The organism is Pseudomonas sp. NPDC090203 (assembly GCF_044746765.1).
In the GTDB taxonomy this organism is placed as follows: Bacteria; Pseudomonadota; Gammaproteobacteria; order Pseudomonadales; family Pseudomonadaceae; genus Aquipseudomonas; species Aquipseudomonas putida_AD.
In genome coordinates this window covers 341,089-365,864 of record NZ_JBIVCV010000002.1, presented here as the reverse complement: position 1 = coordinate 365,864, position 24,776 = coordinate 341,089, and the positions used below count along the sequence as shown (strand labels likewise).

Here is a 24,776-nt window from a genome sequence, read left to right as displayed (position 1 = left end):
TGGTCTTATTTACCGGATTTGATCTTGGTCCAGCTGCGCGTCATGACGCGCTGAATTTTCGGCGGCAACTCGGAGTTGACGTACAGCCGCTTCTGCACGTCGGCCGGTGGATACACCGCCTCGTCGTTACGGATTTCCTGATCCATCAGTTCGCCCGAAGCCGGGTTCGGGTTGGCGTATCCCACCTGGTCGCTGACCTTGGCGATCACGTCAGGCTTGAGGATGTAGTTGATGAATGCGTGAGCGGCTTTGACGTCCGGGGCATCCGCCGGAATCGCCAGCATGTCGAACCACAGGTTGCCGCCCTCTTTGGGGATCGAATAGGCGATGTTCACGCCTTTGCCCGCTTCTTCGGCACGGGCCTTGGCCTGGAACACGTCGCCGGAGAAGCCGGCCGCGATGCAGATGTCGCCGTTGGCAAGATCAGTGATGTATTTGGAGGAGTTGAAGTAGGTCACGTAAGGACGGACCTTGAGCAACTTGTCTTCAACTTTCTTGTAGTCTTTCTCGTCGGTGCTGTTGGGGTTCAGGCCCATGTAGTTCAGCACGGCGGGCATCATTTCGTCTGCCGAATCGAGGAAGGCCACGCCGCACTTCTGCAGCTTCTTGATGTTTTCGGGTTCGAACAGCACGGCCCACGAATCGATGGTGTCGACGCCCAGCACTTCCTTGATCTTGTCGACGTTGTAGCCAATGCCGTTGGTGCCCCACAGATACGGCACGGCGTACTGGTTACCTGGATCGTTCTTCTCCAGGCGCTTCATCAGTTCGGGGTCGAGGTTGGAATAATTGGGGAGTTGCGACTTGTCGAGCTTCTGGAACGCACCGGCCTTGATCTGCTTGCCAAGGAAGTGGTTGGAGGGCACTACCACGTCATAACCGGTGTGACCGGCCAGCAGCTTGCCTTCCAGGGTTTCGTTGGAGTCGAAGACGTCGTATTTGGTCTTGATCCCGGTGGTGGACTCGAAGTCCGCCAGGGTCGTGGTGCCGATGTAATCGGACCAGTTATAAATGCGGACAGTGGATTCCGCGTAAGCACCGACGGCGAGCGTCAGGCCGGCTCCGAGCAGCAAGCCTTTGGAAAATAAAGAAATAGACACGTTTGCAGTCCTTTTCAGTAGTTGGGCCTGTTGCCCGTGCCGAGGGCAGCCGTGGCCGCCTGAAACAAATCCGGCGCGCAACTTACCTTCGATAAACCCTTGTCGCAAAAAGAATTTTTTCTTACACCCGCCTGTAGGAGCGCGCTTGCCCGCGACGGCGTCGGTTCATTCAACATCTTTGGCGTCTGATACACCGCAATCGCCGGCAAGCGCGCTCCTACAGTTGGTGCATGTGCCGCTTACACGGCACATGCGATCAGGCTTACTTGCCCGACTTGATGTTGGTCCAGCTGCGGGTCATCAGGCGTTGAGTCGCTGCCGGCAGGTCGGCGATGGCGTACAACTTGGCCAGGACATCGGCAGGTGGATACACACCCGGGTCGGAAGTGATTTCCTTGTCAACGAACTCGGTCGCAGCCTTGTTACCGTTCGGGAAGTGAACGGCGTTGGTGATTTCAGCCATCACCTTCGGTTGCAGCAGGAAGTTCATGAACTTGTAGGCGCCGTCGACGTTTTCTGCGTCTTTTGGAATGGCGACCATGTCGTAGAAGCTGCCAGCGCCTTCTTTCGGAATGTTGTAGCTGACCTTGATCTTGCCACCGGCTTCTTCAGCACGGGCCTTGGCCTGATACACGTCACCCGAGTAACCCACAGCTACGCAGATGTTGCCGTTGGCCAGGTCCGAGATGTACTTGGAGGAGTGGAAATAGGTGACCGAAGGACGAATCTTCTTGAACAGCGCTTCAGCTTTCTCGATGTCTTCTTTCTTCTGGCTGTCGGTTGGCAGGCCCAGGTAATGCAGCGCCACTGGCAGCATTTCGGTCGGCGAATCCAGGAAGCTCACGCCGCAGGCTTTCAGCTTGGCTGCGTTTTCAGGCTTGAACAGCAGGTCCCACGAGTTGACCGGGGCGTCGGCGCCCAGTGCAGCCTTGACCTTCTCGGCGTTATAGCCGATACCGATCGAACCCCACATGTACGGGAAGGCGTGCTTGTTGTCAGGGTCGCTGACGGACACGGCTTTCAACAGTGCAGGGTCCAGGTTTTTGTAGTTGGGCAGCTTGGACTTGTCCAGCTCCTGGTAAACACCGGCCTTGATCTGCTTGGCCAGGAAGTTGTTGGATGGCACAACGATGTCGTAGCCCGACTTGCCAGCCAGCAATTTGGCTTCCAGAGTCTCGTTGCTGTCGAAGACGTCGTACACCACTTTGATGCCGGATTCTTTTTCGAAATCGGCAATGGTGTTCGGTGCGATGTAGTCGGACCAGTTATAGACGTGCAGAACTTTGTCATCGGCGTGTGCGGCCGCAGCCACTGCGCCCATCATGGACAACGCGAGGAGGGTTTTGCCAAATTTCTTCATTCGTACAGCTCCAGTGTTTTTATGTTAGCGGCGACTAAAACAACCGTTAGTCTGGCAATTTCCTGGGCGGCCTTACAAGCGCACCTGCCCGCCATGTTGCATAACTTTCAAAGATTTCATCTGCACGCCAACACATCGAACCTCTGTAGGAGCGCGCTTGCCCGCGACCGCAGTGTGTCAGCCATCCAAAACGTTGAATGACCCGACGCCGTCGCGGGCAAGCGCGCTCCTACACGTGGACCGTTTCGGACTTCACTTCTGAAGCGCCTCAAGAGTCAGGTCCAGGCATTTGCGTGCCTTTTCCACCAGCTCATCGATCTCGGCAAAGCTGATGACCAGCGGTGGCGAGATAATCATGGTGTCGCCCACTGCCCGCATGATCAGCCCGTTATTGAAGCAGAAGTTGCGGCAGATCATGCCTACACCAAGACCCTCGTAACGCTTGCGAGTTGCCTTGTCCTTGACCAGCTCGATGGCCCCGAGCAAACCGACGCCACGCACCTCACCCACCAGCGGATGATCGTTCAACTCGCGCAAACGCTTCTGCAAGTATGGTGCCGTTTCCGACTTGACCCGCTCCACGATCTTCTCGTCGCGCAGGATGCGAATGTTTTCCAGACCCACCGCTGCCGCCACCGGGTGCCCCGAGTAGGTGAAGCCGTGGTTGAAGTCACCGCCCTCGTTCAGCACCTTGACCACTTCATCGCGCACGATGACGCCGCCCATGGGGATGTAGCCGGAGGTCAGGCCTTTGGCGATGGTCATCAGGTCAGGTTTGAGGTCGAAGAAATCGCTACCGAACCACTCACCGGTGCGGCCAAAACCACAGATCACCTCATCGGCCACGAACAGGATGTCGTACCTGGCCAGGATCTCTTTGACCTTCGGCCAGTAGGTGGCAGGCGGTACGATCACGCCGCCTGCACCCTGGATCGGCTCGGCGATGAATGCACCGACGTTGTCTTCGCCGACTTCGAGAATTTTCTTTTCCAGTTGCTCGGCAGCCCAGACGCCGAACTCATCCGGGGTCATGTCGCCGCCTTCACCGAACCAGTAAGGCTGCGGGATATGAACGATGCCCGGAATCGGCAGATCGCCCTGCTCATGCATGTACGTCATGCCACCCAGGCTCGCGCCCGCCACGGTGGAGCCGTGGTAGCCGTTCATGCGGCTGATGATGGTTTTCTTCGAAGGCTTGCCCTTCACCGCCCAGTAGTGACGAACCATGCGCAGCACAGTGTCGTTGCCTTCGGAGCCGGAACCAGTGAAGAACACGTGGTTCATGCCTTCAGGCGCGATGTCGGCAATCGCCTTGGCCAACTGCAATGCAGGCGGGTGGGCGGTCTGGAAGAACAGGTTGTAATAAGGCAGCTCGCGCATCTGCTTGCTGGCGGCGTCCGCCAGTTCGTCGCGGCCATAACCCACGGCCACGCACCACAGGCCGGCCATGCCGTCGAGGATCTTGTTGCCTTCGCTGTCCCAGAGATAAACGCCCTTGGCGTTGGTGATGATGCGCGGGCCTTTCTCTTTAAGCTGTTTGAAGTCGCTGAATGGCGCCAGGTGATGGTCGCTGCTGAGGGCTTGCCATTCGCGGGTCTGCGGGTTGTTGGAACTCATGAACCACTCCATTAGCTGTGTATCGCGTGTCGGCGCCGCTGGCCCGCGAAGGCCGGGCGGCGCCTGTGATCTTCAGACGGCGAAGAGCAGGAATTCCCGCTCCCACGAACTGATCACACGCTTGAAGTTTTCGTGCTCGGCGCGCTTGACCGCGACATAGCCGGTGACAAACGTCTTGCCCAGGTATTTCTCGACGGTCTTGCTGTTTTCCATCCGCTCCAGCGCGTCCTCGATGGTCAGCGGCAGGCGCAGGTTGCGGCGCTCATAACCGCGGCCCACGACTGGCGCGCTCGGATTCAAACCCTCGACCATGCCGATATAGCCGCACAGCAGGCTCGCGGCGATGGCCAGGTACGGGTTGGCATCGGCGCCCGGCAGGCGGTTCTCGACGCGGCGGTTCTGCGGGCCGGCATCCGGTACGCGCAGGCCGACCGTGCGGTTCTCCTCGCCCCACTCCACGTTCACCGGCGCCGAGGTATCGGGCAGGAAGCGGCGGAACGAGTTGACGTTCGGCGCGAACAACGGCAACAGCTCGGGGATCAGCTTCTGCAAGCCACCGATGTGGTGCAGGAACAACTGGCTCATGGTCCCGTCTTCATTGGAGAAGATGTTCTTGCCGGTCTCCATGTCGACGATGCTCTGGTGCAGGTGCATGGCACTGCCAGGCTCGCCGGTCATGGGCTTGGCCATGAAGGTGGCGGCCACGTCGTGCTTGAGCGCGGCTTCACGCATGGTGCGCTTGAACACCAGGATCTGGTCGGCCAGTGACAGCGCATCGCCGTGACGGAAGTTGATTTCCATCTGCGCGGTGCCGTCTTCGTGAATCAGTGTGTCCAGGTCCAGGTGCTGCAATTCGCACCAGTCGTAGACATCTTCGAACAGCGGGTCGAATTCGTTGGCCGCCTCGATGGAGAACGACTGGCGACCGGTTTCCGGGCGGCCCGAACGGCCAACCGGTGGCTGCAGCGGGTAGTCGGGGTCTTCGCTGCGCTTGGTCAGGTAGAACTCCATCTCCGGCGCCACGATCGGCTTCCAGCCACGGTCTGCATAGAGCTGCAGCACTTTCTTCAATACGTTGCGCGGCGACAGCTCGATAGGGTTGCCTTGCTTGTCGTAGGTGTCGTGAATCACCTGCGCGGTAGGCTCGATGGCCCAGGGCACCAGATACACCGCGTTCTGGTCAGGACGGCAGAACATGTCGATGTCTGCGGCGTCCAGCAACTCGTAGTAGATGTCGTCTTCGACGTAATCGCCGGTCACGGTCTGCAGCAATACGCTCTCCGGCAAGCGCATGCCCTTTTCGGCAATGAACTTGTTGGTCGGAGCGATCTTGCCGCGGGTGATACCGGTAAGGTCGGCGATCAGGCACTCGACTTCGGTAATCCTGTGTTCTTTCAACCAATCGGTGAGCTGGTCGAGGTTGGTACTCATAAATACCTCAGGGGTTTCAGTTCCTGGTCGTCGTCATGGCGATCAGGCGTTCTTTGACGCTTGCGCGTCGCGTTGTATCGCACGCTTTCGACAGGCATCGCCAAATGCCTGCAGGATTGAAAGATAGTCCGGGTTCTGCGTGACCTGCCACTCCGGGTGCCATTGAACGCCCAGTGCAAACACGTCAGATGAAGCAAAAGCCGCGCCCGCAGGAACGGAGATCGCTTCGATCAAGCCATCCGGGGCTTTCGCCTCGACTCGCAGACCAGGTGCGAGACGCTCGATGCCCTGTCCATGAATTGAATTGACACGAATTTCTTCACCCAGCCCCAGACCCGCCAACACGCCACCGGCCTCGATGTGCATCGGATGGCTCGGAGCATATTGAATTTCAACGGGTTCATTGTCCGGTTCACGATGATCCATGAACGTTCCAGTCTCGTGAACCTTCTGGTGAAGACTGCCACCAAACGCCACATTCATCTCCTGAAAACCGCGGCAAATGCCCAACACAGGCACGCCGGCGGCCACAGCGGCACGAATAAGGGGTAAGGTGGTGTGGTCGCGTGCAGGATCATGAGCAGTCCCCGGCGCGCTGGCAGGACCACTATAGTGATAGGGTTCGACGTTGGATGGAGAACCGGTGAAGAGCAAGCCATCGACCGCCGAGAGTATGTCGGCAGGATCGAGCAGCTCTGCCAGCGACGGCAGAATCAGCGGCAGGCCCTTGGCAGCGACGGCAACTGCGCGGACGTATTTGTCGCCACTGATGTGATAGGCATGCGAGCCGATTTGCTGAGTGCAGGCGGTGACGCCGATCAGCGGAAGGCGAGACATGTGACCCCCGGTATTATTGCTGTTATGGGTTGCAAACGAGCTTAGCCTTGTTCATTTTTTTACACAACAGCCCCGTAAAAAATAAAACACGCCCCGCTCAAGATCGCAGTTCCCAAGACCTCCAGCGTCCTTTTTCTGCCCTAAAGTGCGGCAAAAATGGCCTTGAGGCGCCGTTTTAGGGCAAAACAGGGCTCTCTTGACTTCAATCGGGCTTTCGGATTGACTGAACCCCGTAATGCTCGATGATTGATATTTTCAACAACAAAGGTGTTGCATCATGTCGGTACCCCCGCGTGCCGTTCAGCTCAACGAAGCGAACGCGTTCCTTAAGGAACATCCTGAGGTTCTATACGTTGACCTTCTGATTGCAGATATGAATGGCGTGGTGCGCGGCAAGCGCATTGAACGCACCAGCCTTCATAAGGTTTACGAAAAAGGCATCAACCTCCCAGCTTCTCTTTTCGCACTGGATATCAACGGCTCGACGGTGGAAAGCACCGGTCTTGGCCTGGACATCGGTGACGCTGACCGAATCTGTTATCCAATCCCCGACACTCTCTGCAACGAGCCTTGGCAGAAGCGTCCTACCGCACAACTTTTGATGACCATGCACGAGCTGGAAGGCGAGCCGTTCTTCGCCGATCCACGTGAAGTGCTGCGCCAGGTGGTGACCAAGTTCGACGAACTGGGCCTGACCATTTGCGCGGCGTTCGAGCTCGAGTTCTACCTGATCGACCAGGAGAACGTGAACGGTCGTCCACAGCCGCCACGCTCGCCGATCTCCGGCAAACGTCCGCACTCGACACAGGTCTACCTGATCGACGACCTGGACGAATACGTCGACTGCCTCCAGGACATCCTGGAAGGTGCCAAGGAGCAAGGCATTCCTGCCGACGCCATCGTCAAGGAAAGTGCCCCGGCGCAGTTCGAAGTGAACCTGCACCACACCGCCGACGCGCTGAAAGCCTGCGACTACGCGGTACTGCTCAAGCGACTGATCAAGAACATCGCCTACGACCATGAAATGGATACCACCTTCATGGCCAAGCCTTACCCAGGCCAGGCGGGCAACGGACTGCACGTTCACATCTCGATCCTGGATCGCGATGGCAAAAACATCTTCACCAGCGAGGATCCCGAGCAGAACGCCGCATTACGTCATGCGATCGGCGGTGTGCTCGAGACCCTGCCGGCGCAGATGGCGTTCCTTTGCCCGAACGTCAACTCGTATCGCCGGTTCGGTGCCCAGTTCTACGTGCCCAACTCGCCGACCTGGGGGCTGGACAACCGTACGGTCGCGGTTCGCGTGCCTACCGGTACCGCCGATGCCGTGCGTATCGAACACCGCGTCGCGGGCGCCGATGCCAACCCGTACCTGCTGATGGCGTCGGTTCTGGCCGGTATCCACCACGGCCTGACCAACAAGGTCGAGCCGACCGCGCCGGTCGAAGGCAACTCGTACGAGCAGCATGAGCAGAGCCTGCCGAACAACCTGCGCGATGCCCTGCGCGAGCTGGACGACAGCGAGATCATGGCGAAATACATCGATCCGAAGTACATCGATATCTTCGTCGCGTGCAAGGAAAGTGAGCTGGAAGAGTTCGAACATTCCATCTCCGACCTTGAGTACAACTGGTACCTGCACACCGTGTGACGGTTGTGTGAAATAAAAAGAACGCCCCCAGCCGTCGCGGTTGGGGGCGTTTTTTATTTTAGACGCCGAGCTTGCCGGTGTAGGAGCGCGCTTGCCCGCGATGGCGGTGGGCCTGTCACATCAATGTCGCCTGATCCACCGCCATCGCGGGCAAGCGCGCTCCTACAGGGGCTGCATGCTGCCGGGCGACCTCGCGTACAATGCTCGCGGCCCCGATCAAGAGAGCAAGCAATGACCCGCCCCGCCACACCCCGCAAACCCCGTGCACGCAGTCAGGCGCGGATCGATTCGATCCTCGATGCTGCACGCACCCTGCTGGCGTCCGATGGCGTGGCGAGCCTGTCGATCTACAGCGTGGCGGAACGCGCGGAGATACCGCCGTCATCGGTCTATCACTTCTTCGCCAGCGTCCCGGCGCTGTTGGAGGCCCTGACCGCAGACGTTCACGCAGCCTTTCGGGAGAGCCTGCAACAGCCCATCGATCACGCCCAGCTCGGCACCTGGCATGACCTCTCGCGCCTGGTCGAGACACGCATGCTGCACATCTACAGCATCGATGCCGCCGCCCGCCAGTTGATCCTCGCCCAGCACGGCCTGACCGAAGTCACCCAGGCCGACCGCCAGCACGACGTGGAACTGGGCAACCTGATGCATGAGCTGTTCGCCAGGCATTTCCAGTTGCCAGCCCTGCCCGACGACGTCGAGATCTTCGCCCTGGCACTGGAGCTGGCTGACCGCGTATACGCCCGCTCGGTGCAACTGCACGACAGCATCACCCCGCGCATGGCCGAGGAAGGCCAGCGGGTGTTCGATGCGTATCTGGGGTTGTATTTGCCGCCTTTCCTGCCGAAAAAAACCCAGCACCTGTAGGAGCGCGCTTGCCCGCGACGGCGGGGTGTCAGACCCAGATAATGGCGCAGACACACCGCCGTCGCGGGCAAGCGCGCTCCTACAGGTCCAGACGAAAAAACCCCGAAGGGCTCGCACCCTTCGGGGTTGTTCACAACGCACCGATCACAACTTGGCGATCGACACCTCGGTGGATTTCACGAAGGCGATCACTTCGCTGCCCACCACCAGTTCAAGCTCCTTCACGGAACGCGTGGTGATGACGGAAGTGACGATGCCCGATGCAGTCTGTACGTCGATTTCGGACAGTACGTCGCCGGTAACGATTTCCTTGATGGTGCCTTTGAACTGGTTACGTACGTTGATGGCTTTGATTGTCATGGTATGGCTTCCTTTGTGAGATCGGTTCCGGGCGCAGTATTGCGCCGGGATTCAGTTGGCCCAGCGCAGTTGCGTGGGCAGGGGTGAAGTCGGTTCAGGTTCGGGCGGGCTGCCGGGAAGCGCCAGCACGCGGTTCAATACTTCGGTTTCCAGCGTGGCCAGGCGATGGGAGCCACGAGCTCTGGGGCGCGCCAGATCGACCTGCAAGTCCAGGCCAATGCGGCCCTCCTCGATCAGCAGCACGCGGTCGGCGATGGCCACCGCTTCGCTGACATCGTGGGTCACCAGCAGCACGGTAAAGCCATGCTTCTGCCACAGGCGCTCGATCAGTTGCTGCATCTCGATACGGGTCAGGGCATCCAGCGCCCCGAGGGGCTCGTCCAACAGCAACAGGCGCGGCTGGTGGATCAATGCGCGGGCCAGTGCCACACGCTGCTTCTGCCCACCGGACAGCGCAGCGGGCCACTCCTCGGCGCGCTCGGCCAGGCCCACGGCGTCCAGCGCCTCCAGGGCCTTGCCGCGCCAGTCGCCACTGAGGCCCAGGCCTACGTTGTCGATGATCTTTTTCCACGGCAGCAGGCGCGCTTCCTGAAACATCAGGCGGGTGTCTTCCCGCGCATCGGCCAGCGACGCCGTGCCTGCCAGCAGTTGCCCCGCCGAGGGCTTGTCCAGCCCTGCGAGCAAGCGCAACAGAGTACTTTTGCCGCATCCGCTGCGACCCACCACGGCCACGAACTGGCCGGCCGGAATGTGCAGGTCGATGTCCTTGAGGACTTCCCGCGAGCCGAAGGTCTTCTTCAGCTTGCGGACCTGCAGCGGAATGCCGCGCAGCAGGTTTGCCGGTTGTTGAAGGTTGCTCATCGTGCACCACCCTTAGCCACTTGATACGCCGGGTGCCAACGCAGGCAGACCCGCTCCAGACCACGCGCCGCGAGGTCTGCCAGTTTGCCGAGGACGGCGTACAGAACGATGGCCAGTACCACCACGTCGGTCTGCAGGAATTCGCGGGCGTTCATCGCCAGATAACCGATACCCGAGCTTGCCGAGATGGTTTCGGCGACGATCAGCGTCAGCCACATGAAGCCCAGGGCAAAGCGCACGCCGACCAGGATCGAAGGCATCGCCCCCGGCAGGATCACATGACGGAACAGCGAGAAACCGGACAGCCCGTAGCTGCGGGACATTTCCACCAGGGCCGGATCGATGTTGCGAATGCCGTGGTAGGTGTTCAGGTAGATCGGGAACAGGGTTCCCAGGGCCACCAGGAAAATCTTCGCGCTCTCGTCGATGCCGAACCACAGGATCACCAGAGGAATCAGCGCCAGGTGCGGCACATTGCGGATCATCTGCACCGAGCTGTCGAGCAGGCGCTCGCCCCATCTGGACAGGCCGGTGATGAACCCCAGGGTCAGGCCGATGCTGCCTCCGATGGCAAAGCCGATTGCTGCGCGCCAGCCGCTGATCGCCAGGTGGGTCCAGATCTCGCCGCTGCGCACCAGGGTCACGCCAGCTTCAATCACCGCGCTGGGCGCCGGCAGGATGCGCGTTGACAGCCAGCCGGCGCTCACCGCCAGTTGCCAGATGGCCAGCAACAGGACGGGGAGCAGCCAGGGCGCCAGTCGGTGAGTGATTTTTTCCACGCTCATGGAGTTGTCTCCTCTTAATGCCAGGGCTTACTGCGCTTTCGCGACGGCAGCGGGTGGCGTCCAGATCACATCGGCGATGCTGAGCGGTTTGGGGATCAACTTCAGTTGGTAGAAGGTGTCGGCGATCTTCTGTTGCGCGGCGATGGTTTCAGGGGTGATGAACAGCGCCCCGTAGCCCTGGCGCTTGACCGAGGTCCTGGTGATGTCTTCCGGCAGGCCCAGCAGCGGCGCAACCTGTTTGGTGACTTCATCCGGGTTGGCCTTGGACCACTCGCCCACGGCGCGCACTTCTTCGATCAGCGTCTGGATCACTTTCGGATGCTGTTGCGCGTAGGGTTTGGTCGCCAGGTAGAACTGGTTGTTGTCGACGATGCCTTTGCCGTCACGCAGGGTCTTGGCCTGCAACTGTTGTTCGGCGGCGGCCTGGTACGGGTCCCAGATCACCCAGGCATCGACGCTGCCACGCTCGAAGGCGGCGCGGGCATCGGCGGGCGGCAGGAATACGGTCTGGATGTCGCTGTATTTGAGGCCGGCCTCTTCCAGGGCCCGCACCAGCAGATAGTGGACGTTGGAGCCTTTGTTGAGGGCGACTTTCTTGCCCTTGAGGTCCTTGACCGAGGTAATGGGCGAATCCTTGGGCACCAGAATCGCTTCGCTGGTCGGCGCTGGCGGCTCGGAAGCCACGTAGAGCAGATCGGCGCCAGCGGCCTGGGCAAATACAGGCGGAGTTTCGCCGGTCACGCCGAAATCGATGGAGCCCACATTCAGGCCTTCAAGCAGTTGCGGGCCGCCGGGAAATTCGGTCCATTGCACTTGCACGCCCTGGTCTGCGAGTTTCTTCTCAAGCGACCCCTTGGCCTTGAGCAGCACCAGCGTGCCGTACTTCTGGTAACCGATGCGCAGGGTATCGGCCTGTGCCTGGCTGATGACACCGAAGGACACCGCCGCAGCAAACAGAGCGACCAGGCCTCGACGCAAAATAACTGTGCTCATGGCACGCTCCTTTGCTGTAGCAATTTATGGTTGCACCTGCTTGGCCGATGGCGGACGAGTAAGGCGTCATGGGGATTCATTGCCGGCGTATTAGCCGGGACGGAGAGACCTTAACAGGGGCTTTTTATTCTTTAAAATCATATTTATTCATTTGGTTAGCACTGGATTGAATATACGAAGTTACCGTAGCAGCACGGCTTGCCGGCGGGGGCGGCGTGTCAGGCAACTTCTTCTTCACAGACATACCGCCCCGCCGGCAAGCCGTGCTGCTACGGAGTGTGGTGTCCTGGAAATCACGGACAAAAAAAGGGCCGATAAATCGGCCCGAATGTCGTGGTTGAAACGGATGGATCAGCGGTTGGGCTGCGGTGTCAGGCGCAGGTACGGCGTAACGGCCTTGTAGCCCTTGGGGAAGCGTTCCTTGATCTCGGCCTCGTCCTTGATCGAAGGCACGATCACGACGTCTTCACCGTCCTTCCAGTTCGCAGGCGTGGCGACCTTGTAGTTGTCGGTCAACTGCAGCGAATCGATCACCCGCAGGATCTCGTGGAAGTTGCGGCCGGTGCTGGCCGGGTAGGTGATGGTCAGGCGCACTTTCTTGTTCGGGTCGATCACGAACAACGAGCGCACGGTCAGGGTTTCGCTGGCGTTGGGGTGGATCAGGTCGTACAGCTCGGAGACCTTGCGGTCGGCGTCGGCCAGGATCGGGAAATTGACGATGGTGTTCTGGGTGGTGTTGATGTCGTCGATCCACTTGATGTGGGAGTCGACCGGGTCCACTGACAGGGCAATGGCCTTCACATTGCGCTTTTCGAATTCATCCTTGAGTTTGGCGGTAAAGCCCAGCTCGGTGGTGCAGACTGGCGTGAAATCGGCGGGGTGCGAAAACAGCACCGCCCACTTGCCGCCCAGCCACTCGTGGAATTTGATCCGCCCTTCGCTGGAATCCTGTTCGAAGTCCGGGGCGATGTCGCCGAGTTTCAGTCCCATACAAGCGTGCTCCTTTGGCTGTGAGTTATCGGGTTACTGTGCCTGTGCGGCCTTTGAAAATAAAAGACCGAAAAACCATGGCGTCAAATCTTTCGGGCATAAAAAACCCCGCCGAAGCGGGGTTTCTTTCAACTGACCAATGCTTATTTGAAAGCGTAGGTGTAGTTGAAGATCAGACGAGTCTGGTCAGCATCGGAGATGCGGGTGTTCTGAGCAGCAGTACCGTGGTTGTCGAAGTTCGAACGGTAGTTGGCACGACGCAGGGTAGCGCCGAAGCCTTTCAGAGGACCGTCCTGGAACACGTAGTCGATACGCATGTCGCGTTCCCACTCGGAGCTGTCACCCACGTTTGCACCGCTGGTTGCCTTGATGTTGGTACCTTTGAGGTAGGCAATCGCAGCCTTCAGGCCAGGGACACCCACACGAGCGAAGTCGTAGGAGTACTGACCGAAGTTGGTGGTTTCACCAGCACGGGCGAACTGACCGATCATGGAGTCGGTGAACAGGTAGAAGCTCGAACCACCCAGGCCTTCACCGTGAGTTGCTGCGGTGCCGTCTTTGGTGATGTTGCCGTTGTTCATCCAGACGAAGCCGCCGTCGTCACCCACGTCCTGGTGACCAACCATCAGAGCATGGCCGCCCAACTGGTAAGTGAACATCGCCGACCAGGTTTTGTTGTCGACTTCGCCAGCGTTCTTGGCATAACCACCGTTGTTGTTGAAGCGGTAGCCAGCGTCGCCGTTCTTGCCGTCGGAACGGCTGTCGAAGTAGCGCAGGTCAGTCTTGAACGACTGGTCGTCAGCGATCGGGAAGACGTGTACCAGACCCAGGAAAGTCTGCTTGTAGTAGTCTTCCAGCTGCGAGTGGTAAGCCTGCAGGGTCAGGTCTTTGGTGACTTTCCAGTCAGCACCGGCGTAGGTGAAGCTGTTGGAGTCTTCGGTGCCGCCTGCAACGGCCAGGCCGCCGTAGTTGCTTGAAGCACGGCCAGCAGCGTGGGTCAGCTTACCGGCGTTGAAGGTCCAGCCATCCAGTTCCTTGGAAGTGATGGTGCCGCCTTCGAAGGTTTGTGGCAGCAGACGACCGTCGTTCGCAACCAGGATCGGCAGGTTCGGCTGCAGGGCGTTACCCAGTTTCAGCTCGGTCTTGGAGATCTTGGCTTTCACGTTGCCACCCAGACGCGACCAGCTGTCAACGGACGAACCGTCGGTGTCAGTCGGGAAGAAGGTGTTCGCGGTGGTGTTGGTGTGGTGGTCAATGCCGCCGCCCAGGTGGATACCGTACATGCCTTGTACGTCCAGACCGAAGCCGACGGTGCCCGGGGTGTAACCGGAGATGAAGTTGAACAGCAGACCTTCGGCGGTTTCGCGCTGATCTTGTGCACGAACGCCTTCACGCAGGTCGTTTTCGAAATACATGGTACGGGAACTGAGGGTTGCCTTGCTGTCTTCCAGGAAACCAGCTGCTCCAGCCTGAGTGGCCATCACACCAAAAGATACGGCCAAGGCCAGGGTGGACTTCTTCATTGTGTTTCGCTCCTCTTGAATCTAATTTTTGTAGTTCGTTGGTCATGGCCAACTGGCTCAAGACCGCGGATGCGCGATTAGCGCTGGACCCGACTCGGTGAGTCAATGGACCTCAGACTAATTGACTAGACCGCTCTAACAGCTGGCTGCAAGGTAAGGGAAATCCTTTAAACCTAAAAAGACTTTGTGAGTCTGTTTTTATGCTAAACAGTTATATGTCACAAGCCGTTTCAGCCGTCCGTTGCGGAGTGTATCGGCGTCTTTACCTAATTCCCAAAAAATATTTCTAAACCGTTCGTCAGATCGATTGGTTTCGGCACATCGTACGACCGGAACCAGACTGCTCAGTCACTGTCTCGTTGTGAAACAGGATGAGAAGCGAATACGTAACTATCTGAAAAATAAGAAATTGAGAAATGGGTAGACCCGATTGTTACAGTTGTCACCCTGCTGTCCGTCTCTTTTTTGGATGAAAGTGGAATTAACTCATCAGTTAACTGGCAAAAACCGGCTACGCTGATTCGCCACTCAAATCCAGGATGGCGTGGGCGTGATCCCTCCCGCCTCGGGCAAGCGCGCAGATCTTATTTAGAAAATGTGACAGATCAATGAATGGTCATCTTACTGTCGTAATTTTCTGCACCACCCCGCACAGGCGCCCTGCGCGACCATCCTTTCATCTCTAAGCTCATGCAAAAAAGTTATTTATTTCGCATTTCTTAGATCATTTACGCTCCACATCATCAGCCACGGTCTGCCTTGATTCGGAGCCCCACCATGAAACTGCCCAACCCTCTTCGTCTGCTCGCAGCCCTGTCGCTGGCAGGCTCTGCCTTGATTGCCCAGGCGGCCGACTTCACCGTCGCCTACCAGACCACCGTGGATCCGGCGAAAGTCGCGCAGGCCGACGGCGCCTATGAAAAAGCCACCGGCTCGAAGATCGCCTGGCGCAAATTCGACAACGGCGCGGATGTCATCACCGCCATCGCTTCGGGCGACGTGCAGATCGGCTACCTGGGCTCCAGCCCGCTGACGGCCGCAGCCACCCGCAAGCTGCCGGTCGAGACGTTCCTGATCGCAACCCAGATTGGCGCCGCCGAAGCGCTGGTGGCGCGCAATGGCTCAGGGATCAACAGCCCGCAGGATCTGATCGGCAAGAAGATCGCCGTGCCTTTCGTGTCCACCGGCCACTACAGCCTGCTGGCGGCGTTGAAACACTGGAACATCGACCCGTCCAAGGTAACCATCCTCAACCTTGCGCCGCCTGCCATCGCAGCGGCCTGGCAGCGCGGCGACATCGACGCCACCTACGTCTGGGACCCGGCACTGGGCGTGGCCAAGGAAACCGGCAAGGTGCTGATTACGTCCGGCGAACTGGCCAGGCTCGGCGCACCGACCTTCGATGCCTGGATCGTGCGCAAGGACTTCGCCGACAAGCATCCTGACCTGGTCAAAGCCTTCGCCAAGACCACCCTTGATGCCTACGCCGACTACCGCAAGGATCCCGCCGCCTGGCTCGCCAACGGCAAGAACGTCGACAAGCTGGTGACCCTCTCCGGCGCCAAGGCCGCCGACATCCCGGGCCTGCTGCAGGGCAACGTCTACCCGCTGGCCGGCGATCAAGTGAAGGAACTGGGCGCGCCGACCACCGAAGCCATCGGCAAGACCGCCGCCTTCCTCAAGGAGCAGGGCAAGGTCGATGCGGTACTGGCGGACTACACCCCGTACGTCAGCGCCAGGTTCGTTACCCAGTAGCAGCAGGGCTTGCCGGCGGGGGCGTCCTTGAGATCGCCGTCGCGGGCAAGCGCGCTCCTACAGGGATCGAGCCGAACACATATCGGGGAACACCCGAATCCCGCCTATCAACCGACCGGAGTCATTGCCATGGCCTTGTTGAACCTTGCGCGCATCAGCGCACAGTATCCCGGCGCGGCCAGCCCCGTGCTGTCGGATATTTCGTTGAGCCTGGGCCCGCAGCAGTTGCTGGTCGCGCTGGGTCCTTCGGGCAGCGGCAAGACTTCGCTGTTGAATCTGATCGCAGGTTTCGTCGAGCCCAGTGCCGGGCGCATCACCCTGGATGGCGTTCCGGTCAAAGGCCCGAGTGCCGAGCGCGGCGTGGTGTTTCAGGACGACGCCCTGCTGCCCTGGCAAGACGTGCTGGCCAACGTGGCCTTCGGCCTTGAGCTGGCAGGTGTACCGCGAGCACAGCGCGAAGCCAAGGCGCGGGAAATGCTGGCACTGGTTGACCTTGCGGGTTTCGAGAAGCGCCGCGTCTGGCAACTGTCAGGCGGGCAAAAGCAGCGCGTCGGCCTGGCCCGTGCACTGGCCGCCGATCCGCGAGTGCTGCTGATGGACGAGCCTTTTGGCGCGCTGGACGCCTTCACCCGGGAACAGATGCAGGAGTTGCTGCTGCAAGTCTGGCAACGCAGCGCCAAGCCGGTGTTCCTGATTACTCACGACATCGAGGAAGCGGTTTTCCTCGCCACCGACCTGATCCTGCTGGCGCCCAATCCGGGCCAGATCGTCGAGCACCTGAAACTGGATTTCGGCCAGCGCTATGGCGCAGGCGAGTCGGCGCGGGCGATCAAGTCCGATCCGAAATTCATCGAAACCCGCGAGCACGTGCTGGCTGGGGTGTTTTCCCAACGCCAGGCCACCGTGGAGCAACGCGCATGAGCCAGTTTCAGTCCACCCAGGCGGGCGAAACCCTCGCCACGCCCACCTCGGCCAAGGTTGCGTCAAAGCGCCTGAACCTGAGTACTCGCGCCATCAGCGTGTTGACGCTGCTTGTCCTGCTGGGCAGTTGGTGGCTGGTGACCGCTTTCGAATGGGTCGAGCCGCTGTTTCTGCCGCCGCCCTCGGCCGTGCTGGAAAAGGCCTGGCTGTTGATGACCAAAGGCTACATGGATTCCACCCTGTGGCAGCATCTGGGCGCCAGCCTGCAACGCATCGGCCTGGCCTTGGGCGCTGCGGTGCTGACGGCGATTCCGGTGGGCATCGCCATCGGCCACAACCGCATCGCCCGCGGCATCTTCGATCCGCTGATCGAGTTCTATCGCCCGATTCCGCCACTGGCCTACCTGCCGCTGATCGTGATCTGGTGCGGTATCGGCGAATTCTCCAAGGTGCTGCTGATTTATCTGGCGATCTTCGCGCCGATTGCCATCGCCACCGCGACAGGCGTGCGCACTGTCGACAGCGCCAAGCTTCGCGCCGCGCAATCGTTGGGCGCCACTCGCTGGCAATTGATTCGCCACGTGATCCTGCCCAGCGCCCTGCCCGACATCCTGACCGGCGTGCGCATCGGTCTGGGCGTGGGCTGGTCAACCCTGGTGGCCGCCGAACTGATCGCCGCCACCAGCGGCCTAGGCTTCATGGTGCAGTCAGCGGCGCAGTTCCTGGTCACCGATGTGGTGGTGCTGGGGATCCTGGTCATCGCACTGATCGCCTTTGCCCTGGAGATGGGCCTGCGCGCCCTGCAACGCAAGCTGGTGCCCTGGCACGGGCAGAACCACTGAGCTGACGCCCTTTACAACACTGACCACGCCGGCACATCGGCGCCGAACCAAGAGATCATCATGAGCCTTCATATCACCCCGATCAGCGCTGCATTGGGCGCGCAAATCAGCGGCGTGGACCTGAGCCGGGACTTGACCGCCGAACAGCGCAACGCCATCGAACAGGCATTGCTGACTTATCAGGTGCTGTTCTTTCGCGATCAGCCGGTCACGCCCCGCCAGCAGGCGCGCTTTGCCGCCAACTTCGGCGACCTGCACGTCCACCCGATCTACCCCAACGTGGCCGAGCAGCCGGAAGTGATGGTGCTCGACACCGCCCTGACCGACGTGCGCGACAACGCCATCTGGCACACCGACGTGACCTTCCTGCCGACCCCGGCAATGGGCGCGGTGTTGAGTGCCAAGCAGTTGCCTGCGTTCGGCGGCGACACCTTGTGGGCCAGTGGCATCGCCGCGTTCGAGGCGCTGTCGAGCCCCTTGCAAAACCTGCTCGACGGCTTGACCGCGACTCACGACTTCACCCGCTCCTTCCCGCTGGAGCGCTTTGGCAGCACCGCCGAGGACCTGGCGCGCTGGGAGGAAACCCGACGCAAGAACCCGCCGCTGTCGCACCCGGTGATTCGCACCCACCCGGTGAGCGGGCGCAAGGCGCTGTTCGTCAACGACGGTTTCACCACCCGGATCAACGAACTGGAACCGGCTGAAAGCGAGGCGATCCTGAAATTGCTGTTCGCCCACGCCACACGGCCGGAGTTCACCATCCGCTGGCGCTGGCAGGAAAACGACGTGGCGATGTGGGACAACCGCGTCACCCAGCATTACGCCGTGGACGACTACCGGCCGCAGCGGCGGGTGATGCACCGCGCAACGATTCTGGGGGATGTGCCGTTCTAGAAGCACCACGCTACCGTAGCAGCACGGCTTGCCGGCGGGAGCGGTGTGTCTGTGACGAAGAAGTCGCCTGATCCACCGCTCCCGCCGGCAAGCCGTGCTGCTACGGGGTATATGCGGCGCCGTGCATCACTTTGGCCCCCAAGGCCCCAGAAATGCGCGAATAGCGTGCAAAACCGATCAACAAATAGCCAGATCCGAACCCCGGTTCGACACCAGAAAGCGGCCAGTCCCGGAAAACCTGGCCCAAATGCCCCTGTTTCAAGGCCTCGCGAATGATTTTCGACATTCCTCGTCACGATTTCTCAAAACTGGCACGCACGCTGCAATAGGTTAAGCATCACCAGTTTTGGGGACCTTGGTACAGGCAGGCCGGGGAATCCCCTCTTTTATTCCTCCCGGAGACTCACCTGGAGTCTCCAGCGCCCGTCCTGGGTTGCGCCGTGCCACTCACCGCGCAACGGACGGGCCGCCAGCAGGTTCAGCAACAATCCCTTATCACTCTTACGTACCCGCCAGCGCACATCCTTGCCGTTGAGCTTGAGCGCGCCTTGCTGCGCCTGGCCCTGGGCGTTGAACAGCAGCGCAACCGCGCCATCGATCATCTCGCCATGCAACTGCGGCTCACGGTTGAACCACACCGCGACGCCATCGGGCAGTGCTTCGATCTGCTGCAGCGCAATGGGGTCCGGGGTGGTCAGCCGACCGACCATCAGCCCCACCATGACGCCGAATATCGCGATAGACCCCAAAAACCGCCGCCACAGCTTCGGTCTCGGGTCATCGATGGGGGTAGAATGCATCCCGTCCTTTTGTTCGGAGCCGTGCATGTTTCACGTGATCCTTTTTCAACCAGAAATTCCGCCGAATACCGGCAATATCATCAGGCTCTGCGCCAACAGCGGCTGCAGCCTGCATTTGATCGAGCCACTGGGCTTCGAGCTCGATGACAAGCGCCTGCGCCGCGCGGGCCTGGATTACCACGAATACGCCACACTGCACCGCCACGCAGACCTTGCCAGCTGCCTGGAAAGCATCGGCCACCCGCGCCTGTTCGCTTTTACCACAAAGGGTTCGAAGCCTTTTCACGATGTGGCCTTCGCCGAAGGCGACGCCTTCCTGTTCGGCCCGGAAAGCCGCGGCCTGCCGCCTGAAGTGCTCGATCCGCTCTCAAGCGAGCAACGCCTGCGCCTGCCGATGCGTGAAGGGTGCCGTAGTTTGAACCTGTCCAACACGGTGGCTGTGGCGGTTTATGAGGGTTGGCGGCAGTTGGGGTTCAAATAGTCAGGCGTGAGATCGCTACATGGATGCCCTGCGGGCGCTATCGCGGGCAAGCGCGCTCCTACATTTTTTGCAACGTGCCGCATCTGAGAGACCGTGTTGCCAGCCTTCAAGCGGTCTGCGGTCTGCGGTCTGGCACCAAGGCTACCAACGCGGTCTATCAGACCATGGCACGTTGCAACAAATGTAGGAGCGCGCTTGCCCGCGACCAGGCCCGAAGGGCATCAAGGTAAGAATCCCAAGCCAAAAAAAGCGCCCATCACAGGCGCTTTTTTCATCCATCCAGCAAAACCTTACTGAACAGTCGGCGCCGGAGTCTCGCCAGCTTCCTGCATGCGCTGCAGCTCTTGCGCGTACAGGGCGTCGAAGTTGACCGGGGCCAGCATCAGCGCGGGGAACGAACCACGGACGACCAGGCTGTCGATAGTCTCGCGAGCGTACGGGAACAGGATGTTCGGGCAGAACGCGCCCAGGGTGTGGCTCATGGAAGCCGCGTCCAGACCCTTGATCAGGAAGATACCGGCTTGCTGGACTTCAGCGATGAAGGCGATTTCTTCGCCGTTCTTCACTTCAACCGACAGGGTCAGTACCACTTCGAAGAAATCACCTTCGAGCTGCTTCTGACGGGTGTTCAGGTCCAGGCTGACGCTTGGAGTCCACTCCTGACGGAAGATCGCCGGGCTTTTCGGCGCTTCGAAGGACAGGTCACGCACGTAGATGCGCTGCAGGGAAAACTGTGGAGCTTCTTCGTTGGAAGTGGCGCCGTTGTTGGTTTCGTCGGTCATTTCAGATCCTTCTCTTTTAAGGTCTTGTAGGTTTCGAAATCAGGCGCTCAACAAGGCGTCGAGCTTGCCAGCGCGTTCCAGGGCGAACAGGTCGTCGCAGCCGCCGACATGGACCGAACCGATCCAGATCTGCGGCACCGACGTGCGTCCGGCCTTTTTGATCATTTCTGCACGAACCTGAGGCTTGCCGTCGACCTTGATCTCTTCGAAGTCGACTTTCTTGCTCGCCAGCAGCGACTTGGCGCGCGAGCAGTAAGGGCAATAATCGCTGGAGTAGACGACGACGTTGGCCATGTCACTTCACCAGCGGCAGGTTGTCGCCGCGCCACGACGAAACGCCGCCCGACAACTTGGCAGCCTTGAAACCGGCCTTGAGCAGCTCGCGCGCCACGTGACCGGCGTGCTGGCCGGCAGCATCGACGATAATCAGCGTCTTGGCCTTGTACTTCTCAAGCTCGGCGGTACGGGTCATGACCTTGTCTTGCGGGAAGTTCAGCGAACCGACGATGTGGCCGGTGGCGTATTCCTTCTTGGCGCGCACGTCGATGACCACGGCTTCGTCGCGGTTGACCAACGCGGTCAGCTCGCCAGTGGAGAGGCTCTTGCCGCCCTTGCTCAGCTCGGTGGCGATCAGCAGTGCCAGCAGGATGACGAAAGCGCCAGAGATCAGATAGTGGTTAGTTGCAAATGCAATCAGGTGCTCGACCATCATTAGGTTCCAGGGCGTTAAAATGCCGGCCAGTATACACAGCCCCCAAGGTGGGCCAAAGCCCGTACGGCGGTCGCGGTATTTGAACCCGCTGGCGGGTCTGCTGTCCTTTCAACACGGCCACTCGCACTGGGACGGCAACAGCCCCTAGAATGTCGATCTTTTCTTCTCCTTCACCTTTTAGCCAAGAGTGGGATTCATGACTACCACGCCTAAACCTCTGGTTCTGATCATCCTGGACGGCTTCGGTCACAGCGACAGCCACGAAGGCAACGCTGTCTACGCCGCGAAGATGCCGGTGTTCGACCGTCTGTACAAGACCATGCCCAACGGCCTGATCTCCGGTTCCGGGATGGACGTCGGCCTGCCTGACGGCCAGATGGGCAACTCTGAAGTCGGCCACATGAACCTGGGTGCCGGCCGCGTGGTGTATCAGGACTTCACCCGCGTGACCAAGGCGATCCGCGACGGCGAGTTCTTCGAGAACCCGACCATCTGTGCTGCCGTGGACAAGGCCGTGGGTGCGGGCAAGGCCGTGCACATCATGGGCCTGCTGTCCGATGGTGGCGTTCACAGCCATGAAGACCACCTGGTGGCCATGGTCGAACTGGCCGTCAAGCGTGGCGCCGACAAGATCTACCTGCACGCCTTCCTCGACGGCCGCGACACGCCGCCTCGCAGCGCGCACCAGTACCTCGAAACCATGGAAGCGGCCTACAAGCGCCTGGGCAAGGGCCGTACTGCAACCATCATTGGTCGTTACTTCGCCATGGACCGCGACAACCGCTGGGATCGCGTCGAGTCCGCCTACAACCTGATCGTTGACGGCAAGTCCGAATTCCAGGCCGCCACCACCAAGGCCGCGCTGGACGCTGCCTACGAGCGTGGCGAGAACGACGAATTCGTCAAGGCCACCAGCATCGGCGACCAGGTGAAGGTCGAAGACGGCGACGCCGTAGTGTTCATGAACTTCCGCGCCGACCGCGCCCGCGAACTGACCCGCGTTTTCGTCGAAGACGATTTCAAGGACTTCGCCCGCGCCCGCCAGCCAAAACTGGCCGGCTACGTCATGCTGACCCAGTACGCCGCCAACATCCCAGCGCCGTCGGCCTTCGCCGCTGGCAGCCTGGAGAACGTGCTGGGCGAGTACCTGGCGAAAAACGGCAAGACCCAGCTGCGCATCGCCGAAACTGAAAAATACGCCCACGTGACGTTCTTCTTCTCCGGTGGCCGCGAAGAGCCGTTCGAAGGCGAAGAGCGCATCCTGATTCCTTCGCCGAAAGTCGCGACCTACGACCTGCAGCCAGAAATGAGCGCGCCGGAAGTCACCGACAAGATCGTCGACGCCATCGAAAACCAGCGTTATGACGTGATCGTCGTCAACTACGCCAACGGCGACATGGTTGGCCACAGCGGGATCATGGAAGCAGCGGTCAAGGCCGTTGAATGCCTGGACGTGTGCGTTGGCCGCATCACCGAAGCCCTGGAGAAGGTCGGCGGCGAAGCACTGATCACCGCTGACCACGGCAACGTCGAACAGATGACCGACGACACCACCGGCCAGGCGCACACCGCGCACACCACTGAGCCGGTGCCGTTTGTCTATGTCGGCAAGCGTGATCTCAAAGTGCGCGAAGGCGGTGTTCTGGCTGACGTTGCACCGACCATGCTGACCCTGATGGGCCTGGACATTCCGAAAGAAATGACCGGCACCTCGATTCTGGTCGCCAAGTAAGACGCAAATCACCGGCCTGTCATCGCGTACAGGCCGGTTTTTGTATGAAATGTCTGAAAGCCGCGCTCCCGGAGCGTTTTTTTTGCCGCCATCGGCGGGCATACTAAGCCCGTCTTCACTCCTGGTATCGCCCAACCCCATGCTCCGCGCCCTGATCGCCCTTGCCTTGATTTGTCTGCTCAATCCGGCCTTCGCCGACGATGAGCGCGCACAAACCCAGAAACAGCTCGATGCCACGCGTCAGGACATCACCGAGCTGAAAAAGGCCCTGGGCCAGTTGCAGGAAGAAAAATCCGGGGTCCAGAAGGATCTGCGGGCCACTGAAACCGAGATGGGCAAGCTGGAAAAGCAGGTGGAGGCCCTGCAAAAGGAACTAAAAAAGAGTGAAAGCGAGCTGCAAAGGCTCGATCAGGAGAAAAAAAAACTCCAGAGCGCACGCGTTGAACAACAACGGCTGATTGCGATACAGGCCCGCGCCGCCTACCAGAATGGCCGCCAGGAATACCTCAAACTGCTGCTCAACCAGCAGAACCCCGAAAAATTCGCCCGCACGCTCACCTATTACGATTACCTGAGCCAGGCACGTCTTGCGCAATTGCGCACCTTCAACGAAACCCTGCGCCAGTTGGCCGAAGTCGAAAAAGACATCGACCTGCAACAGGCGCAGCTGTTGGTGCAGAAGAGCACGCTGGACGACCAGAAAGCCCAGCTCGACACCGTGCGCCAGGAGCGCCAGGTGGCGCTGGCCAAGCTGAACCAGGACTACAAGGCCCGTGATCAGAAACTGCAGGCCCGCCAGCAGGATCAGGCAGACCTGACTAAAGTCCTCAAGACCATCGAAGAAACCCTGGCCCGTCAGGCCCGCGAAGCCGAAGAGGCGCGTCAGAAAGCGCTCCTGGCCCAGCAGGAAGCCGAGAAGCGCCAGCGTGAGCAACAGGAAGCCCTGGCCAAAAGCCGTGGCAAGGATGACAGCGATGAAGCGCCGCGCAAGCCGACAAGGGCCCCCGGCGCACTGGTTTCCAGCGCCGGTCAGTCATTTGGTGGCGCATTTGAAGCGGCAAAGGGAAAACTTCCCTGGCCTGTCGATGGTCGATTGTTGGCGCGCTTCGGGGAAACCCGCGGCGATGACGAGCGGACCAAGTGGGATGGCGTGATGATCAGCGCCTCTGCCGGCAGCCAGGTGCACGCTGTGCATGGTGGTCGCGTGGTCTTCGCCGACTGGTTGCGTGGGGCCGGGCTTCTGGTCATTCTCGACCACGGCAACGGTTATTTGAGTCTGTACGGTCACAACCAGAGTCTGTTGAAGGAAGCTGGGGACGTTGTAAAAGCCGGGGAAGCGATCGCCACTGTGGGCAACAGTGGTGGCGGTCAGGACACTCCGGCGCTGTATTTCGCTATTCGTCAGCAGGGTCGCCCAAGTGATCCGGCCCAATGGTGTCGCACTCAAGGATAAGTCGACGCCTCACTCAGGAGTTC

At 60.1% G+C, this 24,776-nt stretch carries 24 protein-coding genes; 9 read left to right on the top strand and 15 right to left on the bottom strand.

Annotation, left to right across the window (positions count from 1 at the left end):
* Positions 1 to 5: 5 nt before the first annotated feature.
* The 5 genes from ACIPO9_RS04565 to ACIPO9_RS04545 all read right to left on the bottom strand — a co-directional run bounded on the left by ACIPO9_RS04565 (position 6) and on the right by ACIPO9_RS04545 (position 6,345).
* The gene (locus ACIPO9_RS04565) at positions 6 to 1,100 is read right to left on the bottom strand and encodes a polyamine ABC transporter substrate-binding protein (RefSeq protein WP_400605876.1); all 1,095 of its coding nucleotides are present in this window, start codon (positions 1,098 to 1,100) and stop codon (positions 6 to 8) included.
* Between the two features lie 262 nt (positions 1,101 to 1,362).
* Positions 1,363 to 2,460, bottom strand: coding sequence for a polyamine ABC transporter substrate-binding protein (locus tag ACIPO9_RS04560; protein WP_274133148.1), 1,098 nt, complete (start codon positions 2,458 to 2,460; stop codon positions 1,363 to 1,365).
* Positions 2,461 to 2,712: 252 nt separating this feature from the next.
* Positions 2,713 to 4,077: an aspartate aminotransferase family protein gene (locus tag ACIPO9_RS04555; protein WP_400779068.1), complete on the bottom strand. Its 1,365-nt coding sequence runs from the start codon at positions 4,075 to 4,077 to the stop codon at positions 2,713 to 2,715.
* Between the two features lie 72 nt (positions 4,078 to 4,149).
* Positions 4,150 to 5,508, bottom strand: a complete 1,359-nt coding sequence (locus tag ACIPO9_RS04550; protein WP_274133150.1) for a glutamine synthetase family protein — start codon at positions 5,506 to 5,508, stop codon at positions 4,150 to 4,152.
* Positions 5,509 to 5,550: 42 nt separating this feature from the next.
* On the bottom strand, positions 5,551 to 6,345 hold the full coding sequence (locus ACIPO9_RS04545) for a gamma-glutamyl-gamma-aminobutyrate hydrolase family protein (protein ID WP_400779066.1): 795 nt from the start codon (positions 6,343 to 6,345) through the stop codon (positions 5,551 to 5,553).
* A 277-nt stretch (positions 6,346 to 6,622) separates the two neighbouring features.
* Between ACIPO9_RS04545 and ACIPO9_RS04540 the strand changes: the two genes are divergently transcribed.
* Together ACIPO9_RS04540 and ACIPO9_RS04535 are read left to right on the top strand one after the other, a co-directional pair.
* Complete coding sequence (locus ACIPO9_RS04540; RefSeq protein ID WP_274133152.1) at positions 6,623 to 7,999, top strand: glutamine synthetase family protein; 1,377 nt, start codon at positions 6,623 to 6,625, stop codon at positions 7,997 to 7,999.
* Between the two features lie 231 nt (positions 8,000 to 8,230).
* The gene (locus ACIPO9_RS04535; protein ID WP_400779064.1) at positions 8,231 to 8,869 is read left to right on the top strand and encodes a TetR/AcrR family transcriptional regulator; all 639 of its coding nucleotides are present in this window, start codon (positions 8,231 to 8,233) and stop codon (positions 8,867 to 8,869) included.
* A 144-nt stretch (positions 8,870 to 9,013) separates the two neighbouring features.
* Here ACIPO9_RS04535 and ACIPO9_RS04530 read toward each other — a convergent pair whose 3' ends face one another.
* The 6 genes from ACIPO9_RS04530 to ACIPO9_RS04505 form a co-directional block, all read right to left on the bottom strand.
* A complete protein-coding gene (locus ACIPO9_RS04530; RefSeq protein ID WP_062379390.1) occupies positions 9,014 to 9,229 on the bottom strand; it encodes a molybdopterin-binding protein in 216 nt (71 codons plus the stop codon).
* Positions 9,230 to 9,280: 51 nt separating this feature from the next.
* Complete coding sequence (gene ssuB / locus ACIPO9_RS04525; RefSeq protein WP_274133158.1) at positions 9,281 to 10,090, bottom strand: aliphatic sulfonates ABC transporter ATP-binding protein; 810 nt, start codon at positions 10,088 to 10,090, stop codon at positions 9,281 to 9,283.
* The gene (gene ssuC / locus ACIPO9_RS04520; protein ID WP_400605887.1) at positions 10,087 to 10,875 is read right to left on the bottom strand and encodes an aliphatic sulfonate ABC transporter permease SsuC; all 789 of its coding nucleotides are present in this window, start codon (positions 10,873 to 10,875) and stop codon (positions 10,087 to 10,089) included. Before ssuC ends, ssuB begins: the two co-directional genes overlap by 4 nt.
* Positions 10,876 to 10,902: 27 nt before the next feature.
* A complete protein-coding gene (locus ACIPO9_RS04515; protein ID WP_400779063.1) occupies positions 10,903 to 11,868 on the bottom strand; it encodes a sulfonate ABC transporter substrate-binding protein in 966 nt (321 codons plus the stop codon).
* A gap of 351 nt (positions 11,869 to 12,219) precedes the next feature.
* Positions 12,220 to 12,858 (bottom strand): peroxiredoxin, encoded by a 639-nt coding sequence (locus ACIPO9_RS04510; protein ID WP_274133164.1) that lies wholly within the window; start codon positions 12,856 to 12,858, stop codon positions 12,220 to 12,222.
* 143 nt (positions 12,859 to 13,001) lie between these two features.
* On the bottom strand, positions 13,002 to 14,381 hold the full coding sequence (locus ACIPO9_RS04505; RefSeq protein WP_274133166.1) for an OprD family porin: 1,380 nt from the start codon (positions 14,379 to 14,381) through the stop codon (positions 13,002 to 13,004).
* Between the two features lie 777 nt (positions 14,382 to 15,158).
* Between ACIPO9_RS04505 and tauA the strand changes: the two genes are divergently transcribed.
* The 4 genes from tauA (at position 15,159) to tauD (ending at position 18,793) form a co-directional block, all read left to right on the top strand.
* Positions 15,159 to 16,136, top strand: a complete 978-nt coding sequence (tauA, locus tag ACIPO9_RS04500) for a taurine ABC transporter substrate-binding protein (protein ID WP_400779061.1) — start codon at positions 15,159 to 15,161, stop codon at positions 16,134 to 16,136.
* 129 nt (positions 16,137 to 16,265) lie between these two features.
* On the top strand, positions 16,266 to 17,057 hold the full coding sequence (gene tauB / locus ACIPO9_RS04495; RefSeq protein WP_400779059.1) for a taurine ABC transporter ATP-binding subunit: 792 nt from the start codon (positions 16,266 to 16,268) through the stop codon (positions 17,055 to 17,057).
* Positions 17,054 to 17,899, top strand: a complete 846-nt coding sequence (gene tauC / locus ACIPO9_RS04490; protein ID WP_274133169.1) for a taurine ABC transporter permease TauC — start codon at positions 17,054 to 17,056, stop codon at positions 17,897 to 17,899. The genes tauB and tauC overlap by 4 nt, the downstream gene beginning before the upstream one ends.
* Positions 17,900 to 17,959: 60 nt before the next feature.
* A complete protein-coding gene (gene tauD, locus ACIPO9_RS04485) occupies positions 17,960 to 18,793 on the top strand; it encodes a taurine dioxygenase (protein WP_274133170.1) in 834 nt (277 codons plus the stop codon).
* Positions 18,794 to 19,179: 386 nt separating this feature from the next.
* Here tauD and ACIPO9_RS04480 read toward each other — a convergent pair whose 3' ends face one another.
* Positions 19,180 to 19,620, bottom strand: a complete 441-nt coding sequence (locus tag ACIPO9_RS04480) for a hypothetical protein (protein ID WP_274133171.1) — start codon at positions 19,618 to 19,620, stop codon at positions 19,180 to 19,182.
* Between ACIPO9_RS04480 and trmL the strand changes: the two genes are divergently transcribed.
* Positions 19,619 to 20,074 (top strand): tRNA (uridine(34)/cytosine(34)/5-carboxymethylaminomethyluridine(34)-2'-O)-methyltransferase TrmL, encoded by a 456-nt coding sequence (gene trmL / locus ACIPO9_RS04475; protein ID WP_274133172.1) that lies wholly within the window; start codon positions 19,619 to 19,621, stop codon positions 20,072 to 20,074. The two genes, ACIPO9_RS04480 and trmL, sit on opposite strands and share 2 nt — an antisense overlap.
* Before the next feature lie 290 nt (positions 20,075 to 20,364).
* On the opposite strand, the gene secB is transcribed toward trmL, so the two are convergent.
* Genes secB through ACIPO9_RS04460 form a run of 3 tightly spaced genes read right to left on the bottom strand, consistent with a single transcriptional unit; the run spans position 20,365 to position 21,565 of the window.
* Entirely contained in the window at positions 20,365 to 20,856 is a 492-nt protein-coding gene (secB, locus tag ACIPO9_RS04470; RefSeq protein ID WP_274133173.1) for a protein-export chaperone SecB, read from the bottom strand.
* A 39-nt stretch (positions 20,857 to 20,895) separates the two neighbouring features.
* Positions 20,896 to 21,150 (bottom strand): glutaredoxin 3, encoded by a 255-nt coding sequence (gene grxC / locus ACIPO9_RS04465; protein ID WP_274133174.1) that lies wholly within the window; start codon positions 21,148 to 21,150, stop codon positions 20,896 to 20,898.
* Position 21,151: 1 nt separating this feature from the next.
* Positions 21,152 to 21,565 carry a rhodanese-like domain-containing protein gene (locus ACIPO9_RS04460; RefSeq protein WP_274133175.1) on the bottom strand — a complete coding sequence of 138 codons (414 nt, stop codon included), beginning with the start codon at positions 21,563 to 21,565 and terminating at the stop codon, positions 21,152 to 21,154.
* A gap of 199 nt (positions 21,566 to 21,764) precedes the next feature.
* On the opposite strand from ACIPO9_RS04460, the gene gpmI reads away from it, so the two are divergent.
* Together gpmI and ACIPO9_RS04450 are read left to right on the top strand one after the other, a co-directional pair.
* Positions 21,765 to 23,300 (top strand): 2,3-bisphosphoglycerate-independent phosphoglycerate mutase, encoded by a 1,536-nt coding sequence (gene gpmI, locus ACIPO9_RS04455; protein WP_400779057.1) that lies wholly within the window; start codon positions 21,765 to 21,767, stop codon positions 23,298 to 23,300.
* A 139-nt stretch (positions 23,301 to 23,439) separates the two neighbouring features.
* Positions 23,440 to 24,753: a murein hydrolase activator EnvC family protein gene (locus ACIPO9_RS04450; protein WP_400779055.1), complete on the top strand. Its 1,314-nt coding sequence runs from the start codon at positions 23,440 to 23,442 to the stop codon at positions 24,751 to 24,753.
* Positions 24,754 to 24,776 lie beyond the last annotated feature (23 nt).

Excerpts from the sequence above, each read along its gene's own strand:
- ssuB (WP_274133158.1), bottom strand. The coding sequence starts at position 10,090 with ATGAGCAACCTTCAACAACCGGCAAACCTGCTGCGCGGCATTCCGCTG.
- ACIPO9_RS04550 (WP_274133150.1), bottom strand. The coding sequence starts at position 5,508 with ATGAGTACCAACCTCGACCAGCTCACCGATTGGTTGAAAGAACACAGG.
- grxC (WP_274133174.1), bottom strand. The coding sequence starts at position 21,150 with ATGGCCAACGTCGTCGTCTACTCCAGCGATTATTGCCCTTACTGCTCG.
- ACIPO9_RS04460 (WP_274133175.1), bottom strand. The coding sequence starts at position 21,565 with ATGGTCGAGCACCTGATTGCATTTGCAACTAACCACTATCTGATCTCT.
- tauC (WP_274133169.1), top strand. The coding sequence starts at position 17,054 with ATGAGCCAGTTTCAGTCCACCCAGGCGGGCGAAACCCTCGCCACGCCC.
- ACIPO9_RS04535 (WP_400779064.1), top strand. The coding sequence starts at position 8,231 with ATGACCCGCCCCGCCACACCCCGCAAACCCCGTGCACGCAGTCAGGCG.
- ACIPO9_RS04515 (WP_400779063.1), bottom strand. The coding sequence starts at position 11,868 with ATGAGCACAGTTATTTTGCGTCGAGGCCTGGTCGCTCTGTTTGCTGCG.
- tauB (WP_400779059.1), top strand. The coding sequence starts at position 16,266 with ATGGCCTTGTTGAACCTTGCGCGCATCAGCGCACAGTATCCCGGCGCG.
- ACIPO9_RS04540 (WP_274133152.1), top strand. The coding sequence starts at position 6,623 with ATGTCGGTACCCCCGCGTGCCGTTCAGCTCAACGAAGCGAACGCGTTC.
- ACIPO9_RS04560 (WP_274133148.1), bottom strand. The coding sequence starts at position 2,460 with ATGAAGAAATTTGGCAAAACCCTCCTCGCGTTGTCCATGATGGGCGCA.
- secB (WP_274133173.1), bottom strand. The coding sequence starts at position 20,856 with ATGACCGACGAAACCAACAACGGCGCCACTTCCAACGAAGAAGCTCCA.
- tauA (WP_400779061.1), top strand. The coding sequence starts at position 15,159 with ATGAAACTGCCCAACCCTCTTCGTCTGCTCGCAGCCCTGTCGCTGGCA.
- ACIPO9_RS04505 (WP_274133166.1), bottom strand. The coding sequence starts at position 14,381 with ATGAAGAAGTCCACCCTGGCCTTGGCCGTATCTTTTGGTGTGATGGCC.
- ACIPO9_RS04450 (WP_400779055.1), top strand. The coding sequence starts at position 23,440 with ATGCTCCGCGCCCTGATCGCCCTTGCCTTGATTTGTCTGCTCAATCCG.
- ACIPO9_RS04480 (WP_274133171.1), bottom strand. The coding sequence starts at position 19,620 with ATGCACGGCTCCGAACAAAAGGACGGGATGCATTCTACCCCCATCGAT.
- ssuC (WP_400605887.1), bottom strand. The coding sequence starts at position 10,875 with ATGAGCGTGGAAAAAATCACTCACCGACTGGCGCCCTGGCTGCTCCCC.
- ACIPO9_RS04555 (WP_400779068.1), bottom strand. The coding sequence starts at position 4,077 with ATGAGTTCCAACAACCCGCAGACCCGCGAATGGCAAGCCCTCAGCAGC.
- tauD (WP_274133170.1), top strand. The coding sequence starts at position 17,960 with ATGAGCCTTCATATCACCCCGATCAGCGCTGCATTGGGCGCGCAAATC.
- gpmI (WP_400779057.1), top strand. The coding sequence starts at position 21,765 with ATGACTACCACGCCTAAACCTCTGGTTCTGATCATCCTGGACGGCTTC.
- trmL (WP_274133172.1), top strand. The coding sequence starts at position 19,619 with ATGTTTCACGTGATCCTTTTTCAACCAGAAATTCCGCCGAATACCGGC.
- ACIPO9_RS04545 (WP_400779066.1), bottom strand. The coding sequence starts at position 6,345 with ATGTCTCGCCTTCCGCTGATCGGCGTCACCGCCTGCACTCAGCAAATC.
- ACIPO9_RS04510 (WP_274133164.1), bottom strand. The coding sequence starts at position 12,858 with ATGGGACTGAAACTCGGCGACATCGCCCCGGACTTCGAACAGGATTCC.
- ACIPO9_RS04530 (WP_062379390.1), bottom strand. The coding sequence starts at position 9,229 with ATGACAATCAAAGCCATCAACGTACGTAACCAGTTCAAAGGCACCATC.